The following is a 24,781-nucleotide window of genomic DNA, read 5'->3' as shown; positions in this document are numbered from 1 at the left end:
GGGACTCCTAGTCGTAAAGATTGAAGGGGACGAGCTCGTATTCGTGCTCGCAGGGTGTTCCGGGCGTCACGTAGTACTCGCCGGTGGTCAGATCGACGCAGCTGGACAGCAACGTCGACCACTGGCGCAACGGGTGCAGCCGATCGTCCGGGTGGGCGCAGAGCGAGTCGGGGTGACCCAGGTGGTCGGACATGGCGGTGCGGATCGCCTTGCGGACGTCGGTCGACGTCTGGGCGTCGCGCAGACCCTGTTGGGCGCGCGGGACGCGGAGCAGCGAGTCCGGCGACATCGGGCGGTGGTCGGCCGCCAGCTGCGGCGGGACGAACGCCTGGTAGTGGTTGCCGTGCACCAGCAGCCCGTCGGTGGGGTATTCCCAGCCGTGGGCGCCGGGGGTGGTCTCGAGGTCGATGCTGTAACCGGATCGGTCGGTCAGCAGCGCGTTGCTCGCGATGTGCGCGCGAGTCTTGACCAGGACCTTGAGGGCGTCGGAGATCGAGGCCGAGTCGAGGACGAGCCGGCGGATGACGGTCTGCGGTACACCAACGGTGTCGTCGAACCGGCCGCCGAGCCCGTTGGCGTTCAGCGCGATTCCGCGGTCGTTCGCGCCGTGCCTGCCGATCTGGCCGGCCTCGACCTGCATGACCACGGTCGGTTTCGGCGGCTGGACGATCCGCAGGATGACGACGGTGTCGCGGACCGCGTGCCGCCAGTCCCAGTTCTGGCCGACGTAGACGTGCCCGTCGGTCGCCGTCAGCGAGTACGACGTGCAGCCGTCGGGGACCTCGTCCACCTCGGCCGGCAGCGGGGCGTCGTACACGATCTCGCCGCGGCAGTTCAGCACCACGATCTCCCGGGTGGAGACGCCGGCGCCGTCCGCGATGCCGCGGATCTCGTCGTACAGGTCGGGGAAGTCGCTGCTGATCAGGCGCTCCCAGGGGGCGGACTGCTCGAGGATCTGCGCCCAGGTCCGGCCGGTCTGCAGCTCGAACGCCTGGCCGTAGTACTCGATCGCCGCACCGATCAGGTCCGCTGCGGCGCGACCGTACTGCCGTCCGCGATCATGAGCGGAGGGACTGGACACTTCGATGATCCGCATCAGCTTCCTTAGACGATGTGTTACAGAACTGGGTGTGCTTGGATGAGTTGTTACAACTGCGATGGGACGGGATGATACACAGATGGCCGATGATGTAACAGGGGTTACGAGAAATCCGGCGATCGCCGAACTCCGGAGCCGGATCCGGGACCACTGGGACGAGTTCACCCCCGCGTCCCGGGCGGTCTGCCGGTCGCTCTCGGAGATCTCGCCGGAGCGGCTGCTCTACCTGTCCGCGGCCGAGCTCGGGCAGCTGAGCAAGACCAGCAACGCCACCGTCGTGCGCACCCTGCAGTCGCTCGGGTACGCCGGGTTGGCCGAGCTGAAGGACATGGTCGCGTCACCGTTCCAGCACCCGAGCCGGCGCGAGGAGCGGCTGCGGAGCCGGATGGAGGCGACCGGCGGCGACCCGAAGCACGTCTGGGACCGGGTGATCACCGAGGCGCTGGAGCGGATCGAGTTCCTCAACCAGCACATGTCGGTGGACGCCTTCCAGGAGGCGGTCCGGCTGCTGCTCGACGCGCGCGAGATCACGACGTACGGGTTCGGCGCCAACTACGTCGCGGCGGAGCACCTCACGCTGAAGCTGCGCCGGTTCGGCCGCCGCAGCCGGTGCATCCAGACCGCCGGGTTCCGGCTGGCCGACGACCTGCTGGCGATCGGGCCCGACGACGTGGTGATCGTGATCGCCCCCGGCCGCCTGGTCATCGACGCCGAGGTCGTGATCGACCGGGCCCGGGCGGTCGGCGCCGGCATCATCCTGCTCAGCGAGCAGCTCATCGCCGAGCGGCTGGCCGGCGACGTGACCGTGGCGATCCACGTCCCGAACACGGTCACCGGGATCACCGCGGAGGTGCTGACCACGATCGTCACCACCGACGCGCTGGCCCAGGCCGTCGCGGCCGCGGACACCGAGCTGACGCTGGAGTCGGCGCACACGCTCGAGTCGCTTCGGCAGCAGTTGGGGTTCTGATGCTCTCGGTGGATGTCGTCGACTACCACACCGGTGGCGAGCCGTTCCGGATCGTGTCATCGGTGGAGGTCCCCGGCGCCTCGGTGCTCTCCCGGCGAGAGTTTGCGCAGACCTCGGCGGACGTCGACAGGGTCCGGCAGTTGCTGGTCAACGAACCGCGCGGGCATGCGGACATGTACGGCGGCTTCGTGGTGCCGGGCGATGACTCCGCCGCGCACTTCGGCGTGCTGTTCTGGCACAAGGACGGGTACTCGACGGCGTGTGGGCACGGGACGATCGCGCTCGGCGCCTGGGCGGTGGAGACGGGCCTGGTGGCCGCCTCGCCGGACGGGGTGACGGATGTGGTCATCGACGTACCGTCCGGACGGGTGGTCGCGCGGGTCACGTGCTCTGGTGGCGTGGTGTCCAGCGTCGCCTTTCGCAACGTTCCGTCGTACGTCTTCGCTCGTGGTTGGGCGGTGTCGACCTCGCGTGGGGAGACGGTGGCCGACGTCAGCTTCGGGGGTGCGTTCTACGCCTCCGTCGCGGCGTCGTCAGTCGGGCTGTCGGTCACACCCGACTGCTACGCCGACCTGATCGCGGTCGGGCGGGAGATCAAATGGGCGCTGGACTCGCAGGCCGTGCACCCGACCGACCCGCGGTTGAGCGGGATGTACGGGACGATCTTCTACGACGACCTCGGCTCCTGGGACAGCGGACCGCGTCAGCGGAACGTGGCGATCTTCGCCGACGGTGAGGTGGACCGGTCGCCATGCGGCTCGGGTACGTCGGCCCGCCTGGCCCTCCTGTACGACGAGGGCCGGCTGGCGGACGGCCAGGTGCTGCGGCACGAGTCGATCGTCGGCAGCACGTTCCACGGCCGGGTTGTGGCGGAGGCCGACGGCGGCGTGATCACGGAGGTCGAAGGTGAGGCGTACCGGACCGGCACCGCCACCTTCAGCCTCGACCCCCGCGACCCGCTCGGCACGGGTTTCACGCTGCGCTAAGCACTAGCATCGGGCGCATGATCTTCATCACCGCGAAGTTCCGTGTCCAGCCCGAGCACGCCTCGGACTGGCCCTCGATCACGGCTGAGTTCACCCAGGCGACCCGGTCCGAGCCGGGGTGCCTGTGGTTCGACTGGTCCCGCTCGATCGACGACACCGACGAGTACGTCCTGGTCGAGGCGTTCGCCGACGACGACGCGGCCAGCGCGCACGTCACCTCGGACCACTTCAAGGCGGCTCAGCAGCACCTCCCGCAGTACCTGGTCGAGACGCCGCGGATCGTCAACTTCAAGCTCCCCCAGAACGAGTGGTCCGAGCTCGGCGAGCTCGCGGTCAAGTAGTCACGACCACCGTGTTCTGCGCGGCCGCGATCTGCCACCTGCCCTCGTCCTTGGCCAGGAAGTAGACCGGGCTGCCGTGCTCCACCGGCAGTTCGCCGGTGGAGCCGTCGCGGCGCTGGTAGGTCTGGTTGACGTTGACGACCGCGATGTCCGGCCGGACGAACAGCAGGTGGTCCGGGACGTAGGTGGCGTACGAGTCCTTCGTCGCCCCGGGCAGCACCCGGCTGGTGAACTCGGCGATGGTGTCCCGCCCGTACAGCCGCTTGCCGTGCCCGGTCACCCACAGCGCGTCCTTGCGGAACAACGCGATGAACCCGTCCACATCCTCGGTGCTCTGAGCATCCTGTACGGCGTCGACCAGCGCCACGATCGCGTCGACGTCGGCCTGGCTCGGGATCTCTCCTTCGATCTTCATGACCCCGATCGTGGTAGTTAAACCATGCTTGAGGTCAAGACGCTCCGGCCGGCGATCTGCCGGACGACGTACGCCGCGTCCTTGCCGACTCCGCCGACGGTGTGCGAGTTGAACATGTACTGGAACTCCTGCCCCAGCACGTACAGCCCCGGCTGTCCGACCACCGTGCCGCGCTGGTTCGCGAGCCGTCCGGACGAGTCCAGGCCGGGCAGGTCGATCCAGCCGAAGTCGGGCAGGAAGCCGGTGGCCCAGATGACGTTCGCGACGTCGAGCAGGTCGCCGTCCTCGGTCTGCGGCCGGCCGTCGACGACCGCGCCGATGCGCGCGACGCGTTCGATGCCGACGGCAAGGAGGTCCTTCTCCTTCTGCCGGATCAGGAACTCGCCGTGCCCCTCGAGCGCCTCGGCCTGCACCTTGCGGCCGGGCTTCTTGTCCTCGGTGAGGATGTGCTCCCAGACCCACCAGATCAGCGGGAACGCCACCCTTCCCTGCCAGCCGCGCACCTCGATCGGGATGTAGCCGACGTTCCGGCCGGCCAGCAGCACCTTGTGCGTCTTGCCGACCTCGACCCCGATCTCGGCGCCGGAGTTTCCCGCTCCGACGATCAGCACCGTGCCCGGCTGCAGCTGTCCGGGGTTGCGGTAGTCGGCCGAGTGCAGCTGGACGATGTCCGGCGACAGCTCACCGGCGAAGTCCGGGATCTTCGGCACCCGGTGCACGCCGGTCGCCAGGATCACGTTGTCGGTCTCGAACGACTCGGTGCCGGCGGTGACGCGGAAGCCGTCGCCCTCGCGGAACAAGCCGTCCACTCTCGTGCCGAGGCGGATCGGCAGCTGCTGCTGCTCGGCGTACCGCTGCAGATAGGCGGCCATCTCGTCCTTCGACGCGAAGCTGAAGCCGCCGCCGAACTTCTCGCCGGGCAGGTTGTTGCGGTTGGACGGAGTGAACAAGGCGAGCGAATCCCAGCGGTTCAGCCACGACCCGCCGACCCGGTCGGCCCCGTCCAGGATGACGAACGGCTTGCCGCGCTGCGCCAGGTGGTAGCCCGCCGACAGCCCGGCCTGCCCTGCTCCGATCACTACTGTCTCGTACCTCATGGTCCCTCCTTCGATGGTGTTTCGAAGGTAGGAATCCGGGCTGTGGCGGTGCGTCGGCGAAAGTACCCAACGGGTCGAATGGGTACCTGCTCAGACGAGTTTGTGTTCGAAGCCGTAGGCAGTGGCCGCCGACCGCGACGAGACGCCGAGCTTGATGAAGATGTTGCTCACGTGCCGGTCGACGGTCCGTTCGCTGAGCACGAGCTGTGCCGCGATCGCCCGGTTGGTGGCTCCGGTGGCGACCAGGCGTAGTACCTCGATCTCGCGCTGTGTCAGCTGACCGTCCTGGCGCTGCAAGTCGGTCTTCGCGCCGAGCTTCTCCAGCGTCGCGCGCGCCGTCACCGTCTCCCGGTCCGCCGACTCGCCGTCGCCGAGCGCTCGGCAGGCGTCCGCGATCAGCAACCGCGTGCGAGCCTCCTGGTACGGCGCTCGCAGTTCGACCCACCGCCGGAGCGCGGCACGGGCCGGGGTGAGCGCAGCCTCCGGGTGGTCGCCGGCGAGCTGGATCATCGCCTGGGCCTGGTCGCACAGTGCGCCGACCACTGCTGTACGGCACTTTTTAGCGAAGATGCTCAGGCCCTCGACCGCTGTCGCGGCTGCCTTGGCGTCCCCGGCCGCGAGGAGGATCTCGGTCGCGGCGAAGAGGACCTCGATGCGTTTCGCGTCGTCCTGCTCCTCGGACAGACAGCGGCGGATCATCGCCGCGGCTGCCTGCACACTGCCCTGCTGGAGCCGCAGCAGGGCCAGCCCGGGCTGCGGGTCGGTGCCGAGCCGGCTCGCCTCGGTGAAGCACTCCTCGGCATCCGTGAAGTGGCCCTGGAGCCGGTCGAGGTTCCCCCGGACGTACGCCGCGACCCCGACGGCCCACAGGTCGACCTGGTTCACACGGGCAAGGTCCTCGCGAGCATCGGTCCAGTCGCCGCGCAGTTGCTTGAGCTCGGCGCGTCGTACCTTGCACTCGCCGGTGAAGTTGCCCAGCTCGGGCTGGCTGTCGCACCAGCGAGTCATCGCGGCGGTCCACTGCTCTGCGCGACCCAGCTCGTACACCGTCCAGCAGCCGGTGATCGCACCGCAGTAGACGATGCCGGTCACCATCGGCGACAGCTCACCGGACGACAACTCGACCATGGCTTCGTCCAGCCTGGATAGGCCTTCACTCGAGCGGCCAGCCTGCAGCAGGAGCAGCCCTTGCTGGTGCAGCGCGAGCCCCACCAGGTCGCGGCTGCCGAGTCGGCGACCGGCTGCGACCGCCTCGCCGACAATCGCGATCGCTTGGTCGAGATCGGTGACCTGGAAGGCCTGGCTCATCCCCAGCACAGCGGCCGGCACCGAGTCGGTGCCGTCCTCCTCGATCAACCGGGCCGCACGCGCCAGCCAGCCGCCGCCGGCCACGACGTCGCCCTCGACCATGCGCTGCATCCCGGTCCAGAGCGCTGCGCCACCCGCCCCTAGCAAGTCGCCTTGGGCGAGCAGTTGCTCGTAGGCGCGCTCACGGATGGCGTGGTAGTCGTCCATCCGGCCCACCAGCATCGCTGCGACGGCGTAGCGATCCAGGTCGTCGGCGCTGAGGCCGTCGGCCGCGGCGAACAGCTCGTACGCGCGCGCCCAGCGGCGTACGTCGTACGCGCTCCGAGCCTCGGCAATAGCGTCCACGAGCCCAGTATCAGCCGCCGTGCTCGATCCGGTGCTGCTCTGCCAGCTCTTCGAAGTGGTCCGCCGGCGCCGGGCTCAGCACGACCTCGCTTGCACCGACGACTTCCTGCACTCGCTCGACCACCTCAGCCGCCTTCGCCGGCGACGCGTAGATCCCCAGCACCAGGTCGTCCTCCCCGCTCACCGAGAACCCCCACGGCACCTCACACGGCCCGTCATGCCCCTCCACCGGACACAAGACGCGCGCCACCGGCTCCTGCAGACTGAGCTCCCCACCTCGGATCAACACCTCATAAGTCATCACACCCCGCAAACTACTGATTTCCCACCGCACCCACATCGGGGTTTCCGCCGGGATCTACCCTGACCCGAGCTACGACTGGAGGCGTATGGACAAGTTGTCGGTTGCAACTTTCAACACCCGGGGGATCCCGGTGCTGAGATCACGGCTGCGGGGGCGGTACGGCGTGATCGGGCGCGAGTTCGAGGGGTCGGACCTGGACGTCGTCAACGTCCAGGAGGTGTTGACGTACTACCACTTGAGGCAGCTGGTCCGGTGGATGCCGTCGTACCGATGGATCAGCTACCGGCGCTCCCTGGTCGGACCCGCCGGCGGGTTGGTGACGTTCTCTCGCCGACCGGTCGAAGCCACGGACTATGTCCGCTTTCCCTCGCGGTTCAAGGGCACTCTGGTCACGCGCCTGCCGGTCGGGTACGTCGTCAACACACATCCGACCGCGAACGTCGACGGAGACTGGTCGGAGTCCAACCGCTTCTACGACACGCATCGCGCGCAGCTCGCCGTACTCGCCGATGTCGTCGACGCGCTGCCAGGGCCGGCGATCGTGTGCGGCGACTTCAACGTGCCACGCGACAGCGACCTCTTCCGTTCCTTCATCGCCAAGGCCTTCCTGATGGACGCCTTCGCCGGCGCGTGTCCCCCGACCTTCCGGGCCGAGTACCTCCCGCCGGGCCGGACCTCGCAGTGCATCGACTTCGTCCTGGTCACCGGAGCCGTCAACGTCGAGTCCGCCGACCTGATGTTCACCGACCGCCCCGACATCTCCGACCACCTCGGGTTGTCCGTCAGGCTGAGCGTTTCCGGGTGAAGCGGAATGAGCACGCAGCAGCAGGGAGGGTGAGCTTCGCACGGCACGCGCTCTACCCAAAGTGTCGGCGGACCTATCTACGCTTGGTCGAGCCGAAAGGGCGCCATATGGAGTACGACGGTATCGAGCGGTTGCGCGACCGGCATCCCGCGTGGCGACTCCTGCGGGCAACGAACGCACCGCTCGTGCTGTCGTTCCTCGGCCGGTTCTTCGTGGAGGACAACCACGGACCGACCCCAGCGGCCGCCCTCGAAGCAGCACTTGACGACGTTCTCTACACGCTCAACTCAGGTGCATCTGAGGACCCCCGCTATCCCCGTCCCGCCCTCGACTATCTCGAGGACTGGGCAGCGGCGGAGGCGGGCTGGCTACGTCGCTTCTATCCGCTCGGCTCCGACGAGGTCCACTACGATGCCACACCAGCGTTCGAGAAGGCGTACGCGTGGGTAACCGGCCTTCAGACCAGGCCGTTCGTCGGTACCGAATCGCGGCTGCAGACGATCGTCGATCTGCTCCGTCAGATCGTCCACGGCACCGAGACCGATCCGGGCGTCCGGCTGACCGAGCTCCGGCGGCGACGCGCAGGTATCGACCAGGAGATCGCCGATGTCGAGGCCGGCATCGTGACGACACTCGAGCGGACCGCGCTACTCGACCGCTACCAGCAGTTCGCCGGCATCGCCCGGGAGTTACTGTCGGACTTCCGGGAAGTGGAGGACAACTTCCGCGCGCTGGACCGAGCCGCTCGCGAACAGATCGCAGCGTGGGACGGAAGCAAGGCCGATCTGCTCGCCGACCTGATTGGGAGCCGCTCGGACATCACCGGATCCGATCAGGGGCGCACCTTCCAAGCGTTCTACGACTTCCTGCTCTCCGAGTCACGCCAGGACGAGCTTGCCGGGCTCCTGGCACGGGTGCAGTCGCTCGACCAACTCGACGCCGACCTTCGTCTGCGGACGATTCACCACGACTGGTCGGAGGCGGCCGAACGCACCCAACGAACGGTCCGGCTGATCTCGGAGCAATTGCGACGGTTCTTGGACGACCAGATCTGGCTGGAGAACCGGCGAGTGCTCGATCTCGTCAGGTCGGTCGAGGCTGCGGCATTGGCCTGCCGGGAGCAACCGCCGGATGTCGGACTGCAGGTCGACGTACCGGGAATCGCGGTTGCTCTGCCGTTCGAGAGGCCCCTTTACGACGCCCGTCCGACAGCGCAGCTCGACAGCCTGCTGGGGCCTGCTGACGATGAGGTCGTGGATGTGGCTGCACTGCTCGGGCAATCGTTCGTCGATCCGGTTCGGCTGGCCGACAACATCCGATCCCTCGTCCCGGAGCGCAGCTCCGCCCTGCTCGAGGACATCATCGGCCTCTACCCACTCGAGCACGGTGCGGCCGAGATCATCGGCTATCTCGCCCTATCGGACGACGACATCGAGGTCACCATGGACGAGGACGACGAGACACTTGTCGAGTACGACCAGGGTGGCGTCTTACGGCGAGCACGGCTGCCGCGGGTCACGGTGACCCGACGATGAGAACGCCGGAGGAACATGCGGTTGCGACCGCGATCATCCGCCTGATGCGAGGCGTGGTCTATCGCGAGACTGACGAGGACACCTGGTCCGCGCTCGACCGCCATGCAGGCCCGGTACGCGATCACTTCGCTGCGATCGGGGTGGACCTGGTCGTGGACCACAGTGAGGGCTACGCCTACCTCAAGAGCCGCGACGAGGACGAAGGCGAGGAAGCGTTGCCGCGGCTGGTGAACCGCCGAAGCCTCACTTACAACCTCAGCTTGCTGCTTGTCCTGCTGCGAAAGCGCCTGGTGGAGTTCGAAACGACGGGCGGCGAAGGCAAGCTCGTGCTCACCCGTGACCAGACCGTCGAGATGCTCAGGCTGTTTCTCGCCGACTCGACGAATGAAGCCCGAGTGATCGACCAGGTGGACACGACCATCAGGAAGGCCGCAGAACTCGGCTTCCTGCGGCAACTCCGAGGCCAACCAGACCACTGGGAGGTTCGGCGCATCCTGAAGGCGTACGTCGATGCGCAGACCCTGTCCGACTTCGCAGGCAAACTGCAGGAGTACGCGAGGACGGCCGGAGGAGGCGACGATGCCTGACGGATTGTTCTCTTCGGTCGAACTCGAGCCGAGCAGCCACGCCGGCTACCGGCTACAACGACTCGAGGTCTTCAACTGGGGCACTTTCGACAAGCGCGTCTGGCGGTTGATCCCTGGTAGCGAGACTGCGCTGCTGACCGGCGACATCGGCAGCGGCAAGTCCACGCTCGTCGATGCGATGACAACATTGCTTCTCCCGGCCAACAAGATCTCCTACAACAAGGCCGCGGGCGCCGACGCCAAAGAACGAACACTGCGCAGTTACGTCGAGGGCCACTACAAGTCCGAGCGTATCGAGTCGTCCGGGACGTCGCGCGCGATCGGCCTGCGAAACCACACGTCGTACTCCGTGCTCCTGGGTGTCTTCGTCAACGAGGGGTACGGCGAGACGGTCAGCCTCGCACAGGTGTTCCATCAGAAAGACAAGGCCGGCCAGCCGGACCGGTTCTTCGTCACATCACCCAAAGAATTGTCGATCGAGAGCGACTTCACAGCATTCGGCACGGACCTGAACGATCTGCGCCGGCGGCTGCGCGCGTCCGGCGCCGATATTCACAAGGTGTTCCCCGACTACGGCCGCCGGGTGCGGCGGCTGCTCGGCATCAAGTCGGAGCAGGCGATGGAGCTTTTCCATCAGACCGTCTCGATGAAGTCGGTGGGCAACCTCAACGAGTTCGTACGCAACCACATGCTCGAGCCGGTGGACGCAACAGAGAAGGTCAAGGGCATCGTCGCCCATTTCGAGGACCTGACGAAGGCGCACGACACCGTCACCCGAGCACGGGAGCAACTCGAGGCATTGCGCCCCCTGGTCGCTACCAGTGATCGCTACGACGAGGCCCTCGCACGTCGTGGCGACCTGGAACTGCAACGGGACGCCGCACGGATGTATTTCGCCGAGTTGCGGATCGGTCTGCTCAGCTCGGAGATCGAGGCCAACACACAGCTACGCGACGAGCGCGCGAACCAGATCAAGGTGAGGCGTGAGGTCACGGAGGGACTGGCGCGCGAACGCGAGGACTTGATCACAGCGCGAGCCGGCGCCGGCGGGAATCGGGTGGCCGAGTTGGAGCGGCTGGCAGCTGACGCGACTACGCAGGCGGCGCATCGAAGGGAACGCCGTTCGAGATTCGATTCGCGCGTGTCTGACGCCGGGCTCACCGCGGTGTCGGACAGCATCGGTTTCTCCGCCCTGGCGGCAGTCGTGCGAGAGCAGTCGACCATCGTCGCGGCAACGCAGGCCGGGCTGGACGAGAAGGTGGCTGAGCTGACCGGTCGGAGGCAGGAACGGCGTCGTCTCGGCGAGGAAACCCGCGCCGAACTTGCGAGCCTGGCGAGCCGCACGAGCAATCTGCCGAGCAGCCAACTCGCCGTACGACGGCAACTCTGTCACGACCTCGACCTGTCTGACGACGACGTGCCCTTCGCCGGCGAGCTTCTCGATGTGGCGGAAGAGTTCGGTGACTGGAGGGGAGCCGCCGAACGAGTCCTGCGCGGATTCGCTCTGTCGCTTCTTGTTCGACCCGCGCACTACGACAGGGTCGCCCGGTGGGTCAACGAGCATCGGCTGACCTACCGGCGCAACGACGGCCGCGTGACTGGAACCAAACTTGTCTACGAGCGAGTTCCGGCCCGCCGCGTACCGCTGCGGCCTCGCCGCACAGGTTCAGGTCTCCTGTTGGCCGATTGCATCGAAGTGCGGGACGGTGAGTTCCGCGATTACCTGGCTGACGAGCTCATCAAACGCGCGGATTACCGCTGCGTCGAGACGATTCAGGAGTTTCGGTCCGAGCATCGTGCGGTGACCCGCGAGGGGCAGATCCGGGCGGGCGAGCGGCATGAGAAGGACGATCGGTCGAGGGTCGATGATCCCCGTTCCTGGGTGCTCGGTTGGGTCAACGAGCGGAAGATCGATGCGCTCACTGAACACCTCAAGGAGCAGCAGGACTCGCTGCTCGCTGCCGAGGATCAGTTACGCGATGCGCAGACAGAGCGTGAGTCACTTTCGACGCGCGGGACCGCACTGGCACGGCTGGCGGAGTACACGTCTTGGATCGACGTCGATTGGGAGGACGCCGAGAGTCGTGCGGCCAGGGCCGAAGATGAGCGTGCCCGGCTGATCAGTGGATCGACGGAGCTGGCAGAGATCGAGCGGCGCCTGGCCGAAAACGCGGGGCAGGCGGAGCGACTCGCCGACGAGCTGTCTGGCCTGACCCGCGAGATCGGCAAGCTTGAGGACCGCATCGAACGCGATACCGCCGACCGTGGGACGGACGAAGCACTCGTCGCTGCACAGCAGGCCACGACCCTTGAGACCGCGCGCCTGTCGTACCCGGATCTGACCAGCCGGCTCGGCAAGGCCATGCCTCGCACAGCGGCCTCGTGCAGGCCTGTCGCGGAATCGCTGACCACAGAACTGCAGGCAGCGATCGACCGCATGGCAAAGGAGCTGGGCGGCTACACGCAGAGCATCCTGCAGTACATGAGCGACGTACGCCGCCGTTGGCCGGAGGCAACGACCGAGATGGATGCAAGCATCGAGGCGCGCAGCGAGTTCCGAGAGTTCCACGACCGGGTCACCAATGACGACCTGCCTCGTTTCGAAGAGGACTTCAAGCGCCAGCTGAACACCAACACGATCAGGGAGCTGGCGCAGTTCAACAACTGGCTGCGGCGTCAGTCGGAGGAGATCCGCAGCCGAGTGGACCGGATCAACGAGGCACTCGGCGCGATCGACTACAGTCCCGGACGCTACATCCGTCTGGACACCGAGCGCACAGTCAACCAGGAGATCCAGAACTTCCGCACCGATCTACGGGCCGCAACGGACGACACTTTGGCACCGGAGGACGATCACTACTCCGAGCAACGGTTTCTCGACGTCCAGCGCATCATCGAGCGGTTCAGGGGCCGGGAGGGACACAGCGACAGCGACAAGGCCTGGACCCGCAGGGTCACAGATGTGCGCAACTGGTTCACATTCTCCGCCTCCGAGCGCGAGCGGCTCACCGACGACGAGTGGGAGCATTACCGTGACTCCGACGGCAAGTCCGGCGGGCAGAAGGAGAAACTCGCCTACACGATCCTGGCGGCCTCGCTTGCCTATCAGTTCGGCCTCGAGTGGGGCGCAGCAAAGTCGCGTGACTTCCGGTTTGCCGTCATCGACGAGGCCTTCGGCCGAGGTTCGGACGCGTCGACCCGGTACGCACTCGAACTGTTCGCGAAGCTCGGGCTGCAACTGCTCATCGTCACCCCGCTACAGAAGGTGCACGTGATCGAGCCATATGTCCGGTCGATCGGGTTCGTCGACAACCCAGGCGGGAGCTACTCCCGCCTGCAGACCTTGACGATCGAGGAGTTCCGGGAACGCAGGGCAGGGCACCAGGCATGACGGGATGGACAACGGTTGCCGATATCCACGCGCGTATCAGGCGCCGCTGGGACGATGGCACGCTGCTGCGCGCGCTGTCAGCGGGCGATCCATTTCCTGTCATCGAGATACCGTTGAGCGGCCCGCGGCCCGCTCAGATCGGCGACGATCTCGCCGCAGTGCAGTCGTGGATCGCAGCCCTCGACTCCGGACGGCGCGATGACAGGCACTACTCGCTCGAGTTCGCGCCGGTCGGTGGCCGGGTGTTCGGCCGTAACCGCATCCCGAGTCGCGCCAAGGTGGCGACGTACGACCAAGTGTGGGCACTGCTCGGCGTCGGCCGCGAGGTGAGTCGATACCGCGAAATCCTGGCGCTGGCCGCCGCCGAACCCGCCGTCCGATCGTGGATCGCCAGCCAGCCGTTGCGAGCACTCGCACTCGACCCGGCCTGGCCTGCACTGCTCGCTGCGTACCGCTGGCTCAGCAACGAGCGCGACTCTGGGAAGTACCTTCGCGAGATCAGCGCTCCCGGTGTCGACACGAAGTTCGTGGAACAGCATCGAGCTGTGCTTTCCCGGTTACTCGGCGTCCCGGCATCGTCGACGAGCTTCATCGCCGCCCTCGGCCTGCGAGCAAAGCCAGAACTGATCCGCGTACGCTCCGATCCCGCACTCAGACTGGCTGGGCAGTTCAGCGACGCAACCGTCCGGGTCGAGGAGCTGGCCCAACTCGATCTTGAGGCCCGCCGTGCAGTCATCGTAGAGAACGAGATCACGTTCCTCAGCGTGCCTGTGCCCGCTGGTGGAGTCGCCATCTGGGGAAAGGGATTCGAAGTCAACCGGCCGGGATCGCTACCGTGGCTGCGAGGCACAGAGGTGCACTACTGGGGGGATCTTGACACGCACGGGTTCGCCATCCTCAGTCAGCTGAGAGCCTGGCTGCCGCAGACACGATCCTTCCTCATGGATCGGGAGACGCTGCTGGACCATCGTGGGCGTTGGGTCCAGGAGAGCTCGCCAACGGCAGCTGCCCTCGAGCGCCTGACAACAGATGAGGCAGCCCTGTACTCCGATCTGGTGACCGACCGGCTGGGCCTGCGGGTCAGGCTCGAACAGGAGCGAATCGACTGGGTGTGGGCCGAGAAACGGCTCCCGTACGTATAGCTCTGCAACCGGCCGCAATCAGCACCCCTAGGGCCCAGACCTGCTCGTCGCAACGCGGTAGAAGGCCGACGTGAGAGCCCAACCACATGTCCCCCGGACAAACGAAGGCCCGGACCTGATGGTCCGGGCCTTCTTCCGTAGCGGGGGCAGGATTTGAACCTGCGACCTCTGGGTTATGAGCCCAGCGAGCTACCGAGCTGCTCCACCCCGCGTCGTTGTGGTTTTAGTTTAGTGGATCGGGGCTGAGCAACCAAATCGGCTCCCGGGGTGGCGGTGGGTGACTCAAACCCCGTGCCAGCTGCGGGTGGGACGGCGTACCTTCCGGGTATGTCCCGACACGTCATCCGCCCGTTCGAGGAGGCGGACCTGCCCGCGGCGGCCCGACTGCTCGCAGAGCGGCACAAAGAGCACCGGAAGCGGCACCCTCTGCTGCCGGCGGACTACGAGGACGAGCAGCTCGCAGTGGTCGAGGTCACAGCCCTCTGGGAGAGCGAGAGCGCCTCTGGCGCCGCGCTGACAGAGGGCGGCGAGCTGATCGGCTATGTGCTGGGGGTGCCGAAGGCCTCGTCCTGGGGCCCCAACGTCTGGGTCGAGGCCGCCGGCCACGCTGTACGTGAGCCAGAACACATCCGCGACCTGTACGCCGTTGCCGCCGCCAAGTGGGTGGACGAGGGCCGCATCGCGCACTATGCGCTGGTGCCCGACGACGCGGAGCTGGTGGACGCGTGGTTCCGCCTGGGGTTCGGCTCGCAGCACGCACACGCCATCCGGCCGGCGCCGACCACACCGCTGGTCGCACCACCTGATCTGACGGTACGGCGTGGCACGCGCGACGACATCGCCGTACTGGCTGAGCTGGACCTGATCCTGCCGCAGCACCAGGGACGGTCGCCGGTGTTCAACTCCGGGGAGATTCCCACACTCGAGGAGGCGCTGGCGGATTGGGAGGAGTCGATCGACGACCACGACTACGCGACCTTCGTCGCCGAGTACGACGGTCGCGTGATCGGCTCGTCGATCGGGTGCTCGCTGGAGAAATCGAGTGCGCACAACGGACTTGCCCGGCCGGACAACGCGGGGTTCCTGGGCTTCGCCGCCGTACTGCCGGAGGCGCGGGGTCACGGTGCCGGGCGTGCGCTGGGCGAGGCGGTGGTGCAGTGGGCGGCTGACACCGGCTACACGTCGGTGGTCACCGACTGGCGGGTGACGAACCTGTTGTCGTCACGGACGTGGCCACGGCTCGGTTTCCAGCAGACCTTCCACCGGCTGCACCGGTTGATCGGCTACTGACGAAGCTTTTCCACAGCTTCGAAATCGCCGTCCGGGTGGGGCTGCGATCGGTGCATCTTCCAAGGCAAGAAGACGCTCTGCAGCGGGTAGGGCGTCGACGTTGCTCAGGAGACAGCCATGACGCGTTCTTCCCTTGGTTCCCGAGTCGTACCGCAGGCCCGTCGTATCGTGATCGGGAGCGCGGTCGTCCTCGCCGCACTCGGCGCCTGGACGACCGCCCCGGCCGCCGCCGAGCCGCGTCCTGGGTACGTCGTGGCTCCCCCATCGACCGAGCAGAGGGCTGACAACTTGGACGGCTTCGTCATCGAGCACCTTCCGGCCGGCGTCGGCACGCCGACCGACTTCGAGTACGAGTGGGAGGACATCCGCTTCCACAGCCGGGTCTGGGAGACCGGACCGGATCCCGAGGGCGCCTACAAGGTCGACCTGACGATGAAGACGCTGCGCGGCGAGAAGCTGACCGATCTCGAGGCGCTGAAGGCGTTCCTGATCGAGTACGAGGGGAAGGACCCGGACACCTGGGAGCTCCGCGCGGTCAAGATCGGTGCGTACGACGGCCTGATCGCGGACGGCGACGAGGTGTTCTACTTCGTCGCACCGGGAGTCGCGGCCGAGGTGTCGCTCGATCGCGGGCGCTTCTCCGAGCAGGATCTGCTCGACACGGCGACGGGCTTCCGCCCGGAGGACTGATCCCAGCCGGTGCCTGAGGCAACTGATGCTGCAGGCAACGGCACGGGGCGGTGACCCCGACTGCATGTCGGTGTCGCCGCCCCGGATGAGCAGCCTCGAATCAGCCTGTCGGCGACGACGGCGGAGTCGACGGAGCCGGAGTGGCTGACGGTGTCGCGGTCGGCGCACCACTCGGCGCCGGTGTGCCCGGCGTCGGTGTGGCTCCCGCCGCCACGGCACGGTCGAGCGCTGCCTTCATCAGTTCGACCTGCTTCTGGTACTCCCCGAGGTTGCCCTTCTGCAAGGCTGCCTGGGCCGCCGCGTAGGCCGCCTGGGCCTGGGCCAGCGCCTGCTTGACCGTCTGGTTCGTGGTCGGCGGGTTCTGGTTCGGGTTCTGGTTCGGTGGTTGCTCACCGGTGCTGATGTTGGTGTCGAACACCTTGTTCAGCGCCTCCTGCAGCGTGCTGCCGTAGGCGACGCGGTCACCGAAGGACACCAGCACGTACCGGAGCACCGGATAGCTACCAGGTCCGCTGGTCCGGACCGAGTAGACGGGCTGGACGTACAGCAGACCACCGCCGAGCGGAAGTGTCAGCAGGTTGCCGAACTGTGCTCTGGCGCCGCTGGTCGGCTGGTTGATCGGGAGCAGCGCCGATCTGATCCCGTCATCGGTCTGGAACTTGTTGAACACCTGTCCAGGACCCGGGATCTGCACGTTCCCAGGTAGTCGGAGGATCCGGAACTTGCCGTAGTCCGGCGAGGTCGCCTCGGCGTCGACGGCCATGAACGCGGTCAGGTTCTCGCGTTCCGCGTTCGGCACGTACACCGAGGTGAGCGAGAACTTCGGAGCGTCCTGATCGGGCATCCGCAGCGAGAGGTAGAACGGAGGCTGTTTCACTTGAGCAGACGAGTCCGCACCGGACGAGACCGCGGTCGGGTCCGCCGGGACGCGCCACAGGTCGCTGTTCTGGTACCAGGTGGTCGAGTCCTGCACGTGGTACTTGGCCAGCAGGTCGCGCTGGACCTTGAACATGTCCTCCGGGTAGCGCAGGTGGGCCATCAGCTGAGGCGAGATGTCCGAGCGCGGTTTGACCGTGTCCGGGAAGGCCTTCATCCAGGTCTTCAGGATCGGGTCTTCCTCGTCCCAGGCGTACAGCTCGACCGAACCGTCGTACGCGTTGACGACAGCCTTGACCGAGTTGCGGATGTAGTTGATCTCCTCACTCGGCTGCTGCGCGATGGTGCCGCGGCCGGTGGTGGTGTCCCGGGTGCTGTCGTCCAGGGCGACCTTCTCGGAGTACGGGTAGTTCGCCGACGTGGTGTAGCCGTCGACGATCCAGACGACCTGACCGTCCACGATGGCCGGGTACGGGTCGCCGTCCGGAGTCAGCCACGGCGCGGCCTTCTCGACGCGCTCGCGCGGATTGCGGTCGTAGAGGATCTTCGAGTCGGTGTTCACCCGGCTGGACAGCAGGACGTTCGCGTCCCGGAACTTCGTGGCGTAGAGCAACCGGTTGAAGAACGTTCCGACCGGCACGCCGCCCTTGCCGGCGTAGGTGTTCAGCGTCGGGTCGCCACCGTTCTTGCCCTCCGGCGTGTCGAGCTCGACCGCTTGCCCGCCCTTCGGGCCGCCGACGATCGAGTAGTCCGGGGACTGCTCGCCGAAGTAGATCCGCGGCTCGTAGTCACCGAGGTCACCTCTCGGCGGCAGGTCCCTCTCCGACCAGACCGGCGTACCGTCCGCGGCGCGCTGGTTGCCGTTCGCGGCGACGACGCCGTATCCGTGGGTGTAGACGGTGTGGTCGTTGTTCCAGTTGCGCTGACCGGCCGGCAACCGGTCGATCTGCACCTCGCGGACCGCGATCACGGTGTCCTTGACCTCGTTGCCGATCTTGTACCGGTCGACGTCGAGGTCCGTCGGGAACGAGTAGAAGCCGCGGACCTGCTGCAGCTGCTCGAAGGTCGGCCCGACCACGCTCGGGTCGATCAGCCGGATACCCGGCAGGACCTCGGCGTCACGCGCGAGCTCGGCCGGGGTCGCCGTCGTGTTGGCCTGGTAGTTGATCACCTGGCTGTCCTCCAGGCCGTATGCCTGACGCGTCGCCTGGATGTTCTTCGTGATGTACGGCGCCTCACGCACCGGCTCGCTCGGCCGCACCCGCAGCTGCTGCAGAGCCGCCGGCCACAAGGCACCGAGCAGGATCGCCGACAGGATCAGCACTACGGTCCCCACACCTGGCAGCAGCCAGGTCCGGCGGACCACGTTGGCAAAGAACAAGCCCGCGCACAGCACAGCAATGACCGCAAGGATCTCCTTGCTGGGCAAGACCGCATTGTCACCTGTGTAGGAGATACCGGTGAACAACCGGCTCTCCGACGTCGTCAGCCCGTAGCGGTCCAGCCAGTAGCTGAAGGCCTTGAGGAGGACCAGCAGGCCGAGCAGCACGGAGAACTGCACCTGCGCCGCACCGGAGGCCTTCTGTCCCTTCGCGGACGGGCGGAAGCCGCCGTACAGGTAGTGCGTGATGACGGCCGCGACCAGCGACAGCAGCACGATCGAGTAGCCGAAGCCGAGCAGCACGCGCAGCCACGGGTAGTCGAAGACGAAGAACGCGATGTCCTTGTTGAAGTGCTTGTCGGTGACGCCGAACGGGGTCCGGTTCCGCCAGGCCAGGAAGACCTTCCACTCCCCCGACGCGGCCGATCCGCCGAACACCAGCATCAGCGTCGCGATCACGCCGATGGCGATCTTGCCGCGCTGCTGCAGCAGGTCGCCGTACCGCTCGAACCCGGGGCTCGGCGACGGTGCGAGGGCGACCCGTGGCCGGGTGCGGTACGCGATGATGATGTTCGCGACCACGGCCGCCGCCATCAGCAGGCCGATCACCACGAACAGCAGCACCCGGGTCCCCAGCACGGTGCTGAAGACCGAGCCCAGGTCCACCGACCGGTACCACAGCCGCTGTGTCCAGACGTCGGTGAAGACGCTGAACAGGATGAGCAGGACGATCAGCGTCGCGATCGTCGGCAGCAGTGCCCGGGGCCGTCCGCCAGATGTTCGCCGCGTCCGCCGCGGCTCCTCCGGCATGTCATAGACGCCGTCGCTCATGGTCGGTTCTCCTCGTCGTCACTCATGCCGTCGACCCCAGGACCTTCGCCCGGCCGGCTGTCGGCCGAAGGTTCGAATGTCAAAGACAGTACTTCGCACAGCGTGGGGACCAAGTCGGTGCCGGTCAGCACCGCACTGTCCTCGTCATGTGAACGTAGCCGAACGGCCCCGAAGCGGGCGCCTTCGCGCAGCACCGCGGCGACCATCCGGACCTCGTGGCGGCGTGGGTCGCTGCCCGCCATCCGGGCGAGCTCCGCGTCGGACTCGACGCCGGACAGGCCGGCTTCGGCCGAGGCCGGCAGCACGACCCGCTCGATCGCGAGCGCGCAGCCGCTGACGCCGTCCGGCCACTCGATGCGGCCCAGCGCATCGGCCAGGTGTTCGTCCTCGAGGCCGCCGGGCAGCTCGCCCTGCGCGACCGGGGTCAGCGGCTGGGACGCGTCCTCGGCGCCGAGCTCGGCGGCCAGTTGCGGCTCGGCGCGCAGCAGTTCATCGGTCGGGACCAGGGCGAACAGTTGCGCGGGCTGGTCCCAGCCCGCGCTGCTCACGTGCTTCTCGATCTCGATCACCGCGCGGCTCAGCGCGTCGGGAGGCAGAGTGCCTACGGAATCCATGCCGCCTGATCTTCCCTTCGGCTGGCCGGTACGTTCTGGTGGCTCACGGCGTACATGTCGGGACCGATCCACTTCCGGTGGACAGCGCCTTGAGGGCGCCGATCGCCTCGTTCAGCGTGGTGATCTTCACCAGCTGGATGTCCTTCACGTCAGCGTGCAGCGCGGCCTCGCAGTTCGGGCCCGGGACCAGGAACACGGTCGCGCCGTCCTCCTTGGCGCCGGCGATCTTCTGCTGGATGCCGCCGATCGCCCCGACCTGGCCGAGGGCGTCGATGGTCCCGGTGCCGGCCACGTGCTTGCCGTCGAGCAGCGGGCCCGGGGTCAGCTTGTCGTAGATGGCGAGCGCGAACGCCGTACCGGCGCTGGGGCCGCCGATGTCCTGGCCGAGGTTGACCGTCACCTTCACCTGCGAGTCGATGCCGATCGTGATGCCGACCATCGGGCGGGTCGCCTCTCCTGGCGTGGCCGCGGTCTTCAGCAGCACGGTCTGCTCGGCGGTGCCGCGGCGGATCAGGAAGATCACGTCGTCGCCGACCTTGTGCTCGCGGACGAGCTCGCCCACCTGCGCGACCTGCGACACCGTCTTCCCGTCGACCGCGAGTACGACGTCGCCCGGCTTGAGCTTGCCGTCCGCCGGGGTGTCCTTGGCCACCGTGGAGACCTTCGGGTGGAACGGGACCCTCGCCGCCTGCAGAGCGGCCGCGATCGCGCTGTCCTGCGAGCCGGTCATCTCCGCGGTGTTCTGCTCCTCGACCTCGTCGGCGCTCTGCTCCGGCGGGTAGATGATGTCGCGCGGGAACAGGTCGTGGTGCGGGTCGAGCCAGTTGCGCATCGCCTGCGGCAGGGTGAGCTCGCGCTCGGGCGAGGTGACCGAGACCGTGGTCAGGTCGAGCCGGCCGGAGGTCGGGAACGTCTGGTGCCCGGTGATCTCGATCACCGGCTTGCCCTTGGACTCGCCGAGGGTGTCCTTCACCGGACCCGGGCTGAACGAGACGAACGGCACCGGAAAGGCGGTGACCAGCCCGAGCGAGATGACGAGCACGACGATCGAAGCGACCAGCGTGGCGGTACGACGTGTCACGAACCCTGCCCTGCGATCTTGGTGGAACCGAACGTCTCGGCCGAACCGAGCTTCCTGGTAACGGCAAGCGTCCCTGATGAGTCCAACGCTCCGGCCGGCCCAACCGTCCCGGCTCCACCGAAGCCGGTCACGACGGATCGCTGCACAGCCCCGCCGCCCGAGTCCTTGGAGGTACGGCGGAACGGGCCGCGACGACGCTCCGGAGTGGCTCGCGGGCCGGGCGCAGCGAGGGTCTCGTTGAACCGACGGAAGTCCTCGACCGATGCGAAGGCGGCGCCGGACCGGCGCGGACCACGGCTCCGCCCGCGCCACGCGGCCCAGCACATCGCCAGGAGCGTGGCGACCAGCGGGAACGCCAGCCACGCCAAAACCCTCATCCGGCCACCTTCATGCGCCCAGAGTACGTGTCAGTGAGCGCCGACCCACTCGCTGGTACCGTCGCTGAAGTGCTGGTGTTTCCAAATCGGGACCTCGGCCTTGAGATCGTCGATCAGCCGCCGGCAGGCGGCGAACGCGGCATCCCGGTGCGAGGCGGCCACAGCGACGATCACCGCGGCGTCCCCGATCTTCAGATCCCCGGTCCGGTGTACGGCGGCCAGCGCGGTCACCGCGGTGTCCTCACAAACACGCTCCGCAACCGTCTGCAGGTGCTTCAGCGCGTCCGGGTGCGCCTCGTAGCTCAGCCGGTCCACCGGCTTCTCCTGGTCGTGGTTGCGCACAGTGCCGATGAAGAGAACAGTGCCGCCGGCGGTCGGATCCGCGACAGCAGCCAGCACCTCATCGCTGGACAGCACCCCGTCCCGCACGTCCAGCAACCTGATCGCGCCGCCCATCCGTCCCTCCTCCCACCAGAGTCCCCACCCAACCACAATCCGCCCCCAACTCCCACAATTCTCCCCCACCGCGGTCTGCACGCAGTACGCCGGCCATGCCTCGACCTCGTCAGCCGGGGAGTCGGGGGAAAGTCAGGGGTCTGCCAGGGGCGAAGTAGAGGAGTAATGCGTTCGCCGGGGGAGGAACCGGCGGGTGGAACCAGTACGTTGGAGTTGTACGCCCCACCCGCACAGGAAGGCCCACTCCGATGAGCGACGAACCGGACAACCCATTCAAGGGAACTCCGTTCGAGGCCATGTTCCAGCAGTTCTCCGGTGCGGCCGGCGCGGGCGGCGCTCCCGACCTGAACGCGATCTTCGCGCAGGTCCAGCAGCTGCTCAGCGGCTCCGGCGACGGGAAGCCGGTGAACTGGGACCTGGCCAAGGACATCGCCCGCAAGACCGTCTCGGCAGGCGGGGATCGCTCGATCACGCCTACGGACTCGGACCGCGTGGCCGACGCCGTACGGCTGGCCGAGCACTGGCTGGACGAGGCGACCACGCTGCCAGAGGCGTCCACGACGACGGCTGCCTGGAGCCGGGCGGAGTGGGTCGAGAACACGCTGTCGGTCTGGCAGACGATCGTCGACCCGGTCGCCGAGCACGTGGCCGGTGCCATGGGCAACGCGCTGCCGGCCGAGGCTCAGCAGCTGGCCGGGCCGATGGCGGGAATGCTGCGGCAGCTGGGCGGCTCGATCTTCGGTGCGCAGGTTGGTCAGGCGCTCGGCGAGCTCGCCGGCGAGGTCGTGAGCTCGTCTGACATCGGACTGCCGCTCGGTCCGACCGGCCAGGCTGTTCTGCTGCCGGACAACGTCGCGAAGTTCGCGGAAGGCCTGGGGCTGGCCGACGAGGACGTCCGGCTGTACCTGGCGCTGCGTGAGGTCGCTCACCAGCGGCTGTACGCAGGCGTGCCGTGGCTGCGCCAGCACGTACTCGCGGCCGTAGCGGACTACGCCTCCGGGATCGAGGTCGACACCGGCAAGATCGAACGCGCGATGGCCGACATCGACCCGCAGAACCCGGAGGCCATGCAGGAGGCGCTCGCCGGCGGCCTGTTCGAGCCGGAGGACTCCGAGCAGCAGAAGGCGGCCCTGGTCCGCCTGGAGACCGCACTCGCCCTGGTCGAGGGCTGGGTGGACGACGTCGTACGGGAGTCGACCAAGGACCGGATGCCCGCCGCAGTGCAACTGGCGGAGACGGTGCGCCGTCGCCGCGCGGCCGGCGGTCCGGCCGAGCAGACGTTCGCGACCCTGGTCGGACTCCAGCTCCGCCCGCGCCGCCTCCGCGACGCCGCCAACCTGTGGGCCGCCGTACGCGACGCCCGCGGAATCGAAGGCCGCGACGAGCTCTGGTCCCACCCCGACCTCCTCCCCAGCGCCTCCGACCTGGACGACCCCATCGGCTTCGCCCAACACGCCGGCGAACTAGCCGACATCGACATCACCGACTTCCTCCCCAACGAAGACGACAACCCCGACACCCCCAAGTAGTCGCCCCACTCAGACGGCGCCCGATCCACAGGACTCGGGCGCCGTACGACATCTCAACCCGATGCGAGCGTCCCGCGCAGTCCTGCGGCCGACGCCGGTGCGGCGCGATGTCCCGACGCATCCAGCGTCCGGCACCAGCGCGCTACCTCGACGCGGGCTGGTGATCCGACGCAGTGTGGTACGAGGCCTCGATGCCACCGCGATGTCTCGGCGCAGGCACGGCATCTCAGCGCGGCCAGTGCCCCGGCGCCCGGCTCGGGCGTGATGCGGCGGCGCAGGTGCGGTCTCGCCGTGGGGCGCGGTGTCTGGCGCGGGTGTGGTGGGGAGTGGTGTCGGGATGGGGGAGACTGGCGGGGTGTTGCATGGGGATGCGGTGGAGACGTTGGAGGGGTGGAGTGCGCCGGATGAGGAGCAGGGGGAGTTGCGGGCGCATTATCTGCGGCATTTGAGGGAGCGGCCGGATGGGATGTGGCGGAGTTGCCGGCCGGAGCATGTGACGTCCAGTGCGCTGGTCGTGGATGCGTATGGCAGCCGGGTGCTGTTGACGTTGCACAAGACGGTTGGGCAGTGGCTGCAGCTCGGCGGGCACTGCGAGGCTGGCGACACGACGCTCGCCGGTGCCGCCCTGCGCGAGGCGACTGAGGAGTCGAGGCTGACGGGTCTGTCCATCGACCCGAGCCCGGTACAGCTTTCCCGCCACCAACTTCTGGCTGGTGGATGCGCAGGCGCGTACCACCTGGACGTCCAGTTCCTCGTTACGGCAACCGCTGGTACTGAGTACGTGGTGAGCGAGGAGTCGCACGACCTCGCCTGGTTCCCGATGGACGCCCTGCCGGACCTAGACCACAGCGTCCAGGACCTAGTCACCAGGACCCGCCACCGCCTCACCCTCACACCACGCACGCTTAGTAGCTAACAGCAACTACCTGTGCACCCCGCGAGTCTGCATCGCAGCTGCGGGTCGGCCGGTTCAAGCCGACCCGCACGCCACCAGACAGGCACCCCCTCAGCACCCGCCGCTTACCTTCCCCCGCATCCCCGTTGCACCGCTATCCCCGCGGCACCGCTATCTCCGTGCCCCGCAACCTTCGTTCCGCGCGTCCCCTCGAGATCCCGTACTGCGTTCTCCCGAGCCCCCGTGCTTTGCGGCTTCCTGCCTCACGCACTGCGTCCCCCGTGACACCCGTGCGTTGCGTTCCCCCTTCGTACTGCTTCCCGGTGACTCCCGTCGCGCTGACTCCCCCGGATGCCCCACGTCGCACCGCGTCCCCCAACGTGCTGCATTCCCCCGTGATGCGTCCAACTGCGATCCCCCGTGCCGCGCGCACTGA

General features: G+C 67.6%; 22 protein-coding genes and 1 tRNA gene. 12 read left to right on the top strand and 11 right to left on the bottom strand.

What is annotated here, in order from left to right; genetic code table 11:
* Window positions 1-7: 7 nt before the first annotated feature.
* Window positions 8-1,096 carry a C45 family autoproteolytic acyltransferase/hydolase gene (locus ACIBGM_RS34350; protein ID WP_396387889.1) on the bottom strand — a complete coding sequence of 363 codons (1,089 nt, stop codon included), beginning with the start codon at window positions 1,094-1,096 and terminating at the stop codon, window positions 8-10.
* Window positions 1,097-1,178: 82 nt separating this feature from the next.
* On the opposite strand from ACIBGM_RS34350, the gene ACIBGM_RS34345 reads away from it, so the two are divergent.
* From ACIBGM_RS34345 to ACIBGM_RS34335, 3 genes are read left to right on the top strand one after another with little or no spacing between them, the layout of a single operon-like run.
* A complete protein-coding gene (locus tag ACIBGM_RS34345; protein ID WP_360528193.1) occupies window positions 1,179-2,069 on the top strand; it encodes a MurR/RpiR family transcriptional regulator in 891 nt (296 codons plus the stop codon).
* The gene (locus ACIBGM_RS34340) at window positions 2,069-3,055 is read left to right on the top strand and encodes a proline racemase family protein (protein WP_396387888.1); all 987 of its coding nucleotides are present in this window, start codon (window positions 2,069-2,071) and stop codon (window positions 3,053-3,055) included. The genes ACIBGM_RS34345 and ACIBGM_RS34340 overlap by 1 nt, the downstream gene beginning before the upstream one ends.
* 17 nt (window positions 3,056-3,072) lie before the next feature.
* Window positions 3,073-3,396 (top strand): putative quinol monooxygenase, encoded by a 324-nt coding sequence (locus tag ACIBGM_RS34335; RefSeq protein ID WP_360528199.1) that lies wholly within the window; start codon window positions 3,073-3,075, stop codon window positions 3,394-3,396.
* Here ACIBGM_RS34335 and ACIBGM_RS34330 read toward each other — a convergent pair.
* The 4 genes from ACIBGM_RS34330 to ACIBGM_RS34315 form a co-directional block, all read right to left on the bottom strand.
* Window positions 3,389-3,811 (bottom strand): SgcJ/EcaC family oxidoreductase, encoded by a 423-nt coding sequence (locus tag ACIBGM_RS34330; protein ID WP_360528202.1) that lies wholly within the window; start codon window positions 3,809-3,811, stop codon window positions 3,389-3,391. The two genes, ACIBGM_RS34335 and ACIBGM_RS34330, sit on opposite strands and share 8 nt — an antisense overlap.
* 17 nt (window positions 3,812-3,828) lie before the next feature.
* The gene (locus tag ACIBGM_RS34325) at window positions 3,829-4,908 is read right to left on the bottom strand and encodes a flavin-containing monooxygenase (protein ID WP_396387887.1); all 1,080 of its coding nucleotides are present in this window, start codon (window positions 4,906-4,908) and stop codon (window positions 3,829-3,831) included.
* A gap of 90 nt (window positions 4,909-4,998) precedes the next feature.
* Window positions 4,999-6,561 carry a LuxR C-terminal-related transcriptional regulator gene (locus tag ACIBGM_RS34320; RefSeq protein WP_396387886.1) on the bottom strand — a complete coding sequence of 521 codons (1,563 nt, stop codon included), beginning with the start codon at window positions 6,559-6,561 and terminating at the stop codon, window positions 4,999-5,001.
* Window positions 6,562-6,571: 10 nt separating this feature from the next.
* Complete coding sequence (locus ACIBGM_RS34315; RefSeq protein ID WP_396387885.1) at window positions 6,572-6,862, bottom strand: hypothetical protein; 291 nt, start codon at window positions 6,860-6,862, stop codon at window positions 6,572-6,574.
* An 88-nt stretch (window positions 6,863-6,950) separates the two neighbouring features.
* Here ACIBGM_RS34315 and ACIBGM_RS34310 point away from each other — a divergent pair, with 88 nt between their 5' ends.
* The 5 genes from ACIBGM_RS34310 to ACIBGM_RS34290 all read left to right on the top strand — a co-directional run bounded on the left by ACIBGM_RS34310 (window position 6,951) and on the right by ACIBGM_RS34290 (window position 14,325).
* Window positions 6,951-7,670: an endonuclease/exonuclease/phosphatase family protein gene (locus ACIBGM_RS34310; protein ID WP_396387884.1), complete on the top strand. Its 720-nt coding sequence runs from the start codon at window positions 6,951-6,953 to the stop codon at window positions 7,668-7,670.
* 107 nt (window positions 7,671-7,777) lie between these two features.
* Window positions 7,778-9,205, top strand: a complete 1,428-nt coding sequence (locus tag ACIBGM_RS34305; protein ID WP_360528217.1) for a DUF3375 domain-containing protein — start codon at window positions 7,778-7,780, stop codon at window positions 9,203-9,205.
* On the top strand, window positions 9,202-9,792 hold the full coding sequence (locus ACIBGM_RS34300) for a DUF4194 domain-containing protein (protein ID WP_360528220.1): 591 nt from the start codon (window positions 9,202-9,204) through the stop codon (window positions 9,790-9,792). The genes ACIBGM_RS34305 and ACIBGM_RS34300 overlap by 4 nt, the downstream gene beginning before the upstream one ends.
* A complete protein-coding gene (locus tag ACIBGM_RS34295) occupies window positions 9,785-13,183 on the top strand; it encodes an SbcC/MukB-like Walker B domain-containing protein (protein ID WP_360528223.1) in 3,399 nt (1,132 codons plus the stop codon). The genes ACIBGM_RS34300 and ACIBGM_RS34295 overlap by 8 nt, the downstream gene beginning before the upstream one ends.
* Window positions 13,180-14,325: a Wadjet anti-phage system protein JetD domain-containing protein gene (locus ACIBGM_RS34290; protein WP_396387883.1), complete on the top strand. Its 1,146-nt coding sequence runs from the start codon at window positions 13,180-13,182 to the stop codon at window positions 14,323-14,325. Before ACIBGM_RS34295 ends, ACIBGM_RS34290 begins: the two co-directional genes overlap by 4 nt.
* Before the next feature lie 138 nt (window positions 14,326-14,463).
* Here ACIBGM_RS34290 and ACIBGM_RS34285 read toward each other — a convergent pair.
* Window positions 14,464-14,537: transfer RNA gene (locus ACIBGM_RS34285), tRNA-Met, on the bottom strand.
* Between the two features lie 115 nt (window positions 14,538-14,652).
* Here ACIBGM_RS34285 and ACIBGM_RS34280 point away from each other — a divergent pair.
* Together ACIBGM_RS34280 and ACIBGM_RS34275 are read left to right on the top strand one after the other, a co-directional pair.
* Window positions 14,653-15,615, top strand: a complete 963-nt coding sequence (locus ACIBGM_RS34280) for a GNAT family N-acetyltransferase (RefSeq protein WP_360528229.1) — start codon at window positions 14,653-14,655, stop codon at window positions 15,613-15,615.
* A gap of 117 nt (window positions 15,616-15,732) precedes the next feature.
* Window positions 15,733-16,305 (top strand): hypothetical protein, encoded by a 573-nt coding sequence (locus ACIBGM_RS34275; RefSeq protein ID WP_396387882.1) that lies wholly within the window; start codon window positions 15,733-15,735, stop codon window positions 16,303-16,305.
* A gap of 100 nt (window positions 16,306-16,405) precedes the next feature.
* On the opposite strand, the gene ACIBGM_RS34270 is transcribed toward ACIBGM_RS34275, so the two are convergent.
* The 5 genes from ACIBGM_RS34270 to ACIBGM_RS34250 are packed head-to-tail and all read right to left on the bottom strand — an operon-like array spanning window position 16,406 to window position 21,921.
* Complete coding sequence (locus tag ACIBGM_RS34270) at window positions 16,406-19,393, bottom strand: UPF0182 family protein (RefSeq protein WP_360528235.1); 2,988 nt, start codon at window positions 19,391-19,393, stop codon at window positions 16,406-16,408.
* Window positions 19,390-20,007, bottom strand: a complete 618-nt coding sequence (locus ACIBGM_RS34265) for a PPA1309 family protein (protein WP_360528238.1) — start codon at window positions 20,005-20,007, stop codon at window positions 19,390-19,392. The genes ACIBGM_RS34270 and ACIBGM_RS34265 overlap by 4 nt, the downstream gene beginning before the upstream one ends.
* A 43-nt stretch (window positions 20,008-20,050) precedes the next feature.
* A complete protein-coding gene (locus ACIBGM_RS34260) occupies window positions 20,051-21,088 on the bottom strand; it encodes a PDZ domain-containing protein (RefSeq protein ID WP_360528241.1) in 1,038 nt (345 codons plus the stop codon).
* Window positions 21,085-21,465 carry a hypothetical protein gene (locus tag ACIBGM_RS34255; RefSeq protein ID WP_396387881.1) on the bottom strand — a complete coding sequence of 127 codons (381 nt, stop codon included), beginning with the start codon at window positions 21,463-21,465 and terminating at the stop codon, window positions 21,085-21,087. The genes ACIBGM_RS34260 and ACIBGM_RS34255 overlap by 4 nt, the downstream gene beginning before the upstream one ends.
* A gap of 30 nt (window positions 21,466-21,495) precedes the next feature.
* Window positions 21,496-21,921: a molybdenum cofactor biosynthesis protein MoaE gene (locus ACIBGM_RS34250; protein WP_396387880.1), complete on the bottom strand. Its 426-nt coding sequence runs from the start codon at window positions 21,919-21,921 to the stop codon at window positions 21,496-21,498.
* Between the two features lie 248 nt (window positions 21,922-22,169).
* Here ACIBGM_RS34250 and ACIBGM_RS34245 point away from each other — a divergent pair, with 248 nt between their 5' ends.
* Window positions 22,170-23,450 carry a zinc-dependent metalloprotease gene (locus ACIBGM_RS34245; RefSeq protein WP_360528250.1) on the top strand — a complete coding sequence of 427 codons (1,281 nt, stop codon included), beginning with the start codon at window positions 22,170-22,172 and terminating at the stop codon, window positions 23,448-23,450.
* A gap of 337 nt (window positions 23,451-23,787) precedes the next feature.
* A complete protein-coding gene (locus tag ACIBGM_RS34240; protein ID WP_396387879.1) occupies window positions 23,788-24,366 on the top strand; it encodes an NUDIX hydrolase in 579 nt (192 codons plus the stop codon).
* The last annotated feature ends 415 nt before the right edge of the window (window positions 24,367-24,781 follow it).

This window comes from Kribbella sp. NPDC050470 (genome assembly GCF_044458365.1).
Taxonomy (GTDB): Bacteria; Actinomycetota; Actinomycetes; order Propionibacteriales; family Kribbellaceae; genus Kribbella.
The sequence above is the reverse complement of the archived record's forward strand: the minus strand, read 5'-3'. Positions and strand labels throughout refer to the sequence as shown.

Excerpts from the sequence above, each read along its gene's own strand:
- ACIBGM_RS34310 (WP_396387884.1), top strand. The coding sequence starts at position 6,951 with ATGGACAAGTTGTCGGTTGCAACTTTCAACACCCGGGGGATCCCGGTG.
- ACIBGM_RS34295 (WP_360528223.1), top strand. The coding sequence starts at position 9,785 with ATGCCTGACGGATTGTTCTCTTCGGTCGAACTCGAGCCGAGCAGCCAC.
- ACIBGM_RS34290 (WP_396387883.1), top strand. The coding sequence starts at position 13,180 with ATGACGGGATGGACAACGGTTGCCGATATCCACGCGCGTATCAGGCGC.
- ACIBGM_RS34325 (WP_396387887.1), bottom strand. The coding sequence starts at position 4,908 with ATGAGGTACGAGACAGTAGTGATCGGAGCAGGGCAGGCCGGGCTGTCG.
- ACIBGM_RS34275 (WP_396387882.1), top strand. The coding sequence starts at position 15,733 with ATGACGCGTTCTTCCCTTGGTTCCCGAGTCGTACCGCAGGCCCGTCGT.
- ACIBGM_RS34270 (WP_360528235.1), bottom strand. The coding sequence starts at position 19,393 with ATGAGCGACGGCGTCTATGACATGCCGGAGGAGCCGCGGCGGACGCGG.
- ACIBGM_RS34240 (WP_396387879.1), top strand. The coding sequence starts at position 23,788 with ATGGGGGAGACTGGCGGGGTGTTGCATGGGGATGCGGTGGAGACGTTG.
- ACIBGM_RS34280 (WP_360528229.1), top strand. The coding sequence starts at position 14,653 with ATGTCCCGACACGTCATCCGCCCGTTCGAGGAGGCGGACCTGCCCGCG.
- ACIBGM_RS34345 (WP_360528193.1), top strand. The coding sequence starts at position 1,179 with ATGGCCGATGATGTAACAGGGGTTACGAGAAATCCGGCGATCGCCGAA.
- ACIBGM_RS34255 (WP_396387881.1), bottom strand. The coding sequence starts at position 21,465 with ATGAGGGTTTTGGCGTGGCTGGCGTTCCCGCTGGTCGCCACGCTCCTG.
- ACIBGM_RS34305 (WP_360528217.1), top strand. The coding sequence starts at position 7,778 with ATGGAGTACGACGGTATCGAGCGGTTGCGCGACCGGCATCCCGCGTGG.
- ACIBGM_RS34330 (WP_360528202.1), bottom strand. The coding sequence starts at position 3,811 with ATGAAGATCGAAGGAGAGATCCCGAGCCAGGCCGACGTCGACGCGATC.
- ACIBGM_RS34300 (WP_360528220.1), top strand. The coding sequence starts at position 9,202 with ATGAGAACGCCGGAGGAACATGCGGTTGCGACCGCGATCATCCGCCTG.
- ACIBGM_RS34335 (WP_360528199.1), top strand. The coding sequence starts at position 3,073 with ATGATCTTCATCACCGCGAAGTTCCGTGTCCAGCCCGAGCACGCCTCG.
- ACIBGM_RS34315 (WP_396387885.1), bottom strand. The coding sequence starts at position 6,862 with ATGACTTATGAGGTGTTGATCCGAGGTGGGGAGCTCAGTCTGCAGGAG.
- ACIBGM_RS34350 (WP_396387889.1), bottom strand. The coding sequence starts at position 1,096 with ATGCGGATCATCGAAGTGTCCAGTCCCTCCGCTCATGATCGCGGACGG.
- ACIBGM_RS34250 (WP_396387880.1), bottom strand. The coding sequence starts at position 21,921 with ATGGGCGGCGCGATCAGGTTGCTGGACGTGCGGGACGGGGTGCTGTCC.
- ACIBGM_RS34265 (WP_360528238.1), bottom strand. The coding sequence starts at position 20,007 with ATGGATTCCGTAGGCACTCTGCCTCCCGACGCGCTGAGCCGCGCGGTG.
- ACIBGM_RS34245 (WP_360528250.1), top strand. The coding sequence starts at position 22,170 with ATGAGCGACGAACCGGACAACCCATTCAAGGGAACTCCGTTCGAGGCC.
- ACIBGM_RS34340 (WP_396387888.1), top strand. The coding sequence starts at position 2,069 with ATGCTCTCGGTGGATGTCGTCGACTACCACACCGGTGGCGAGCCGTTC.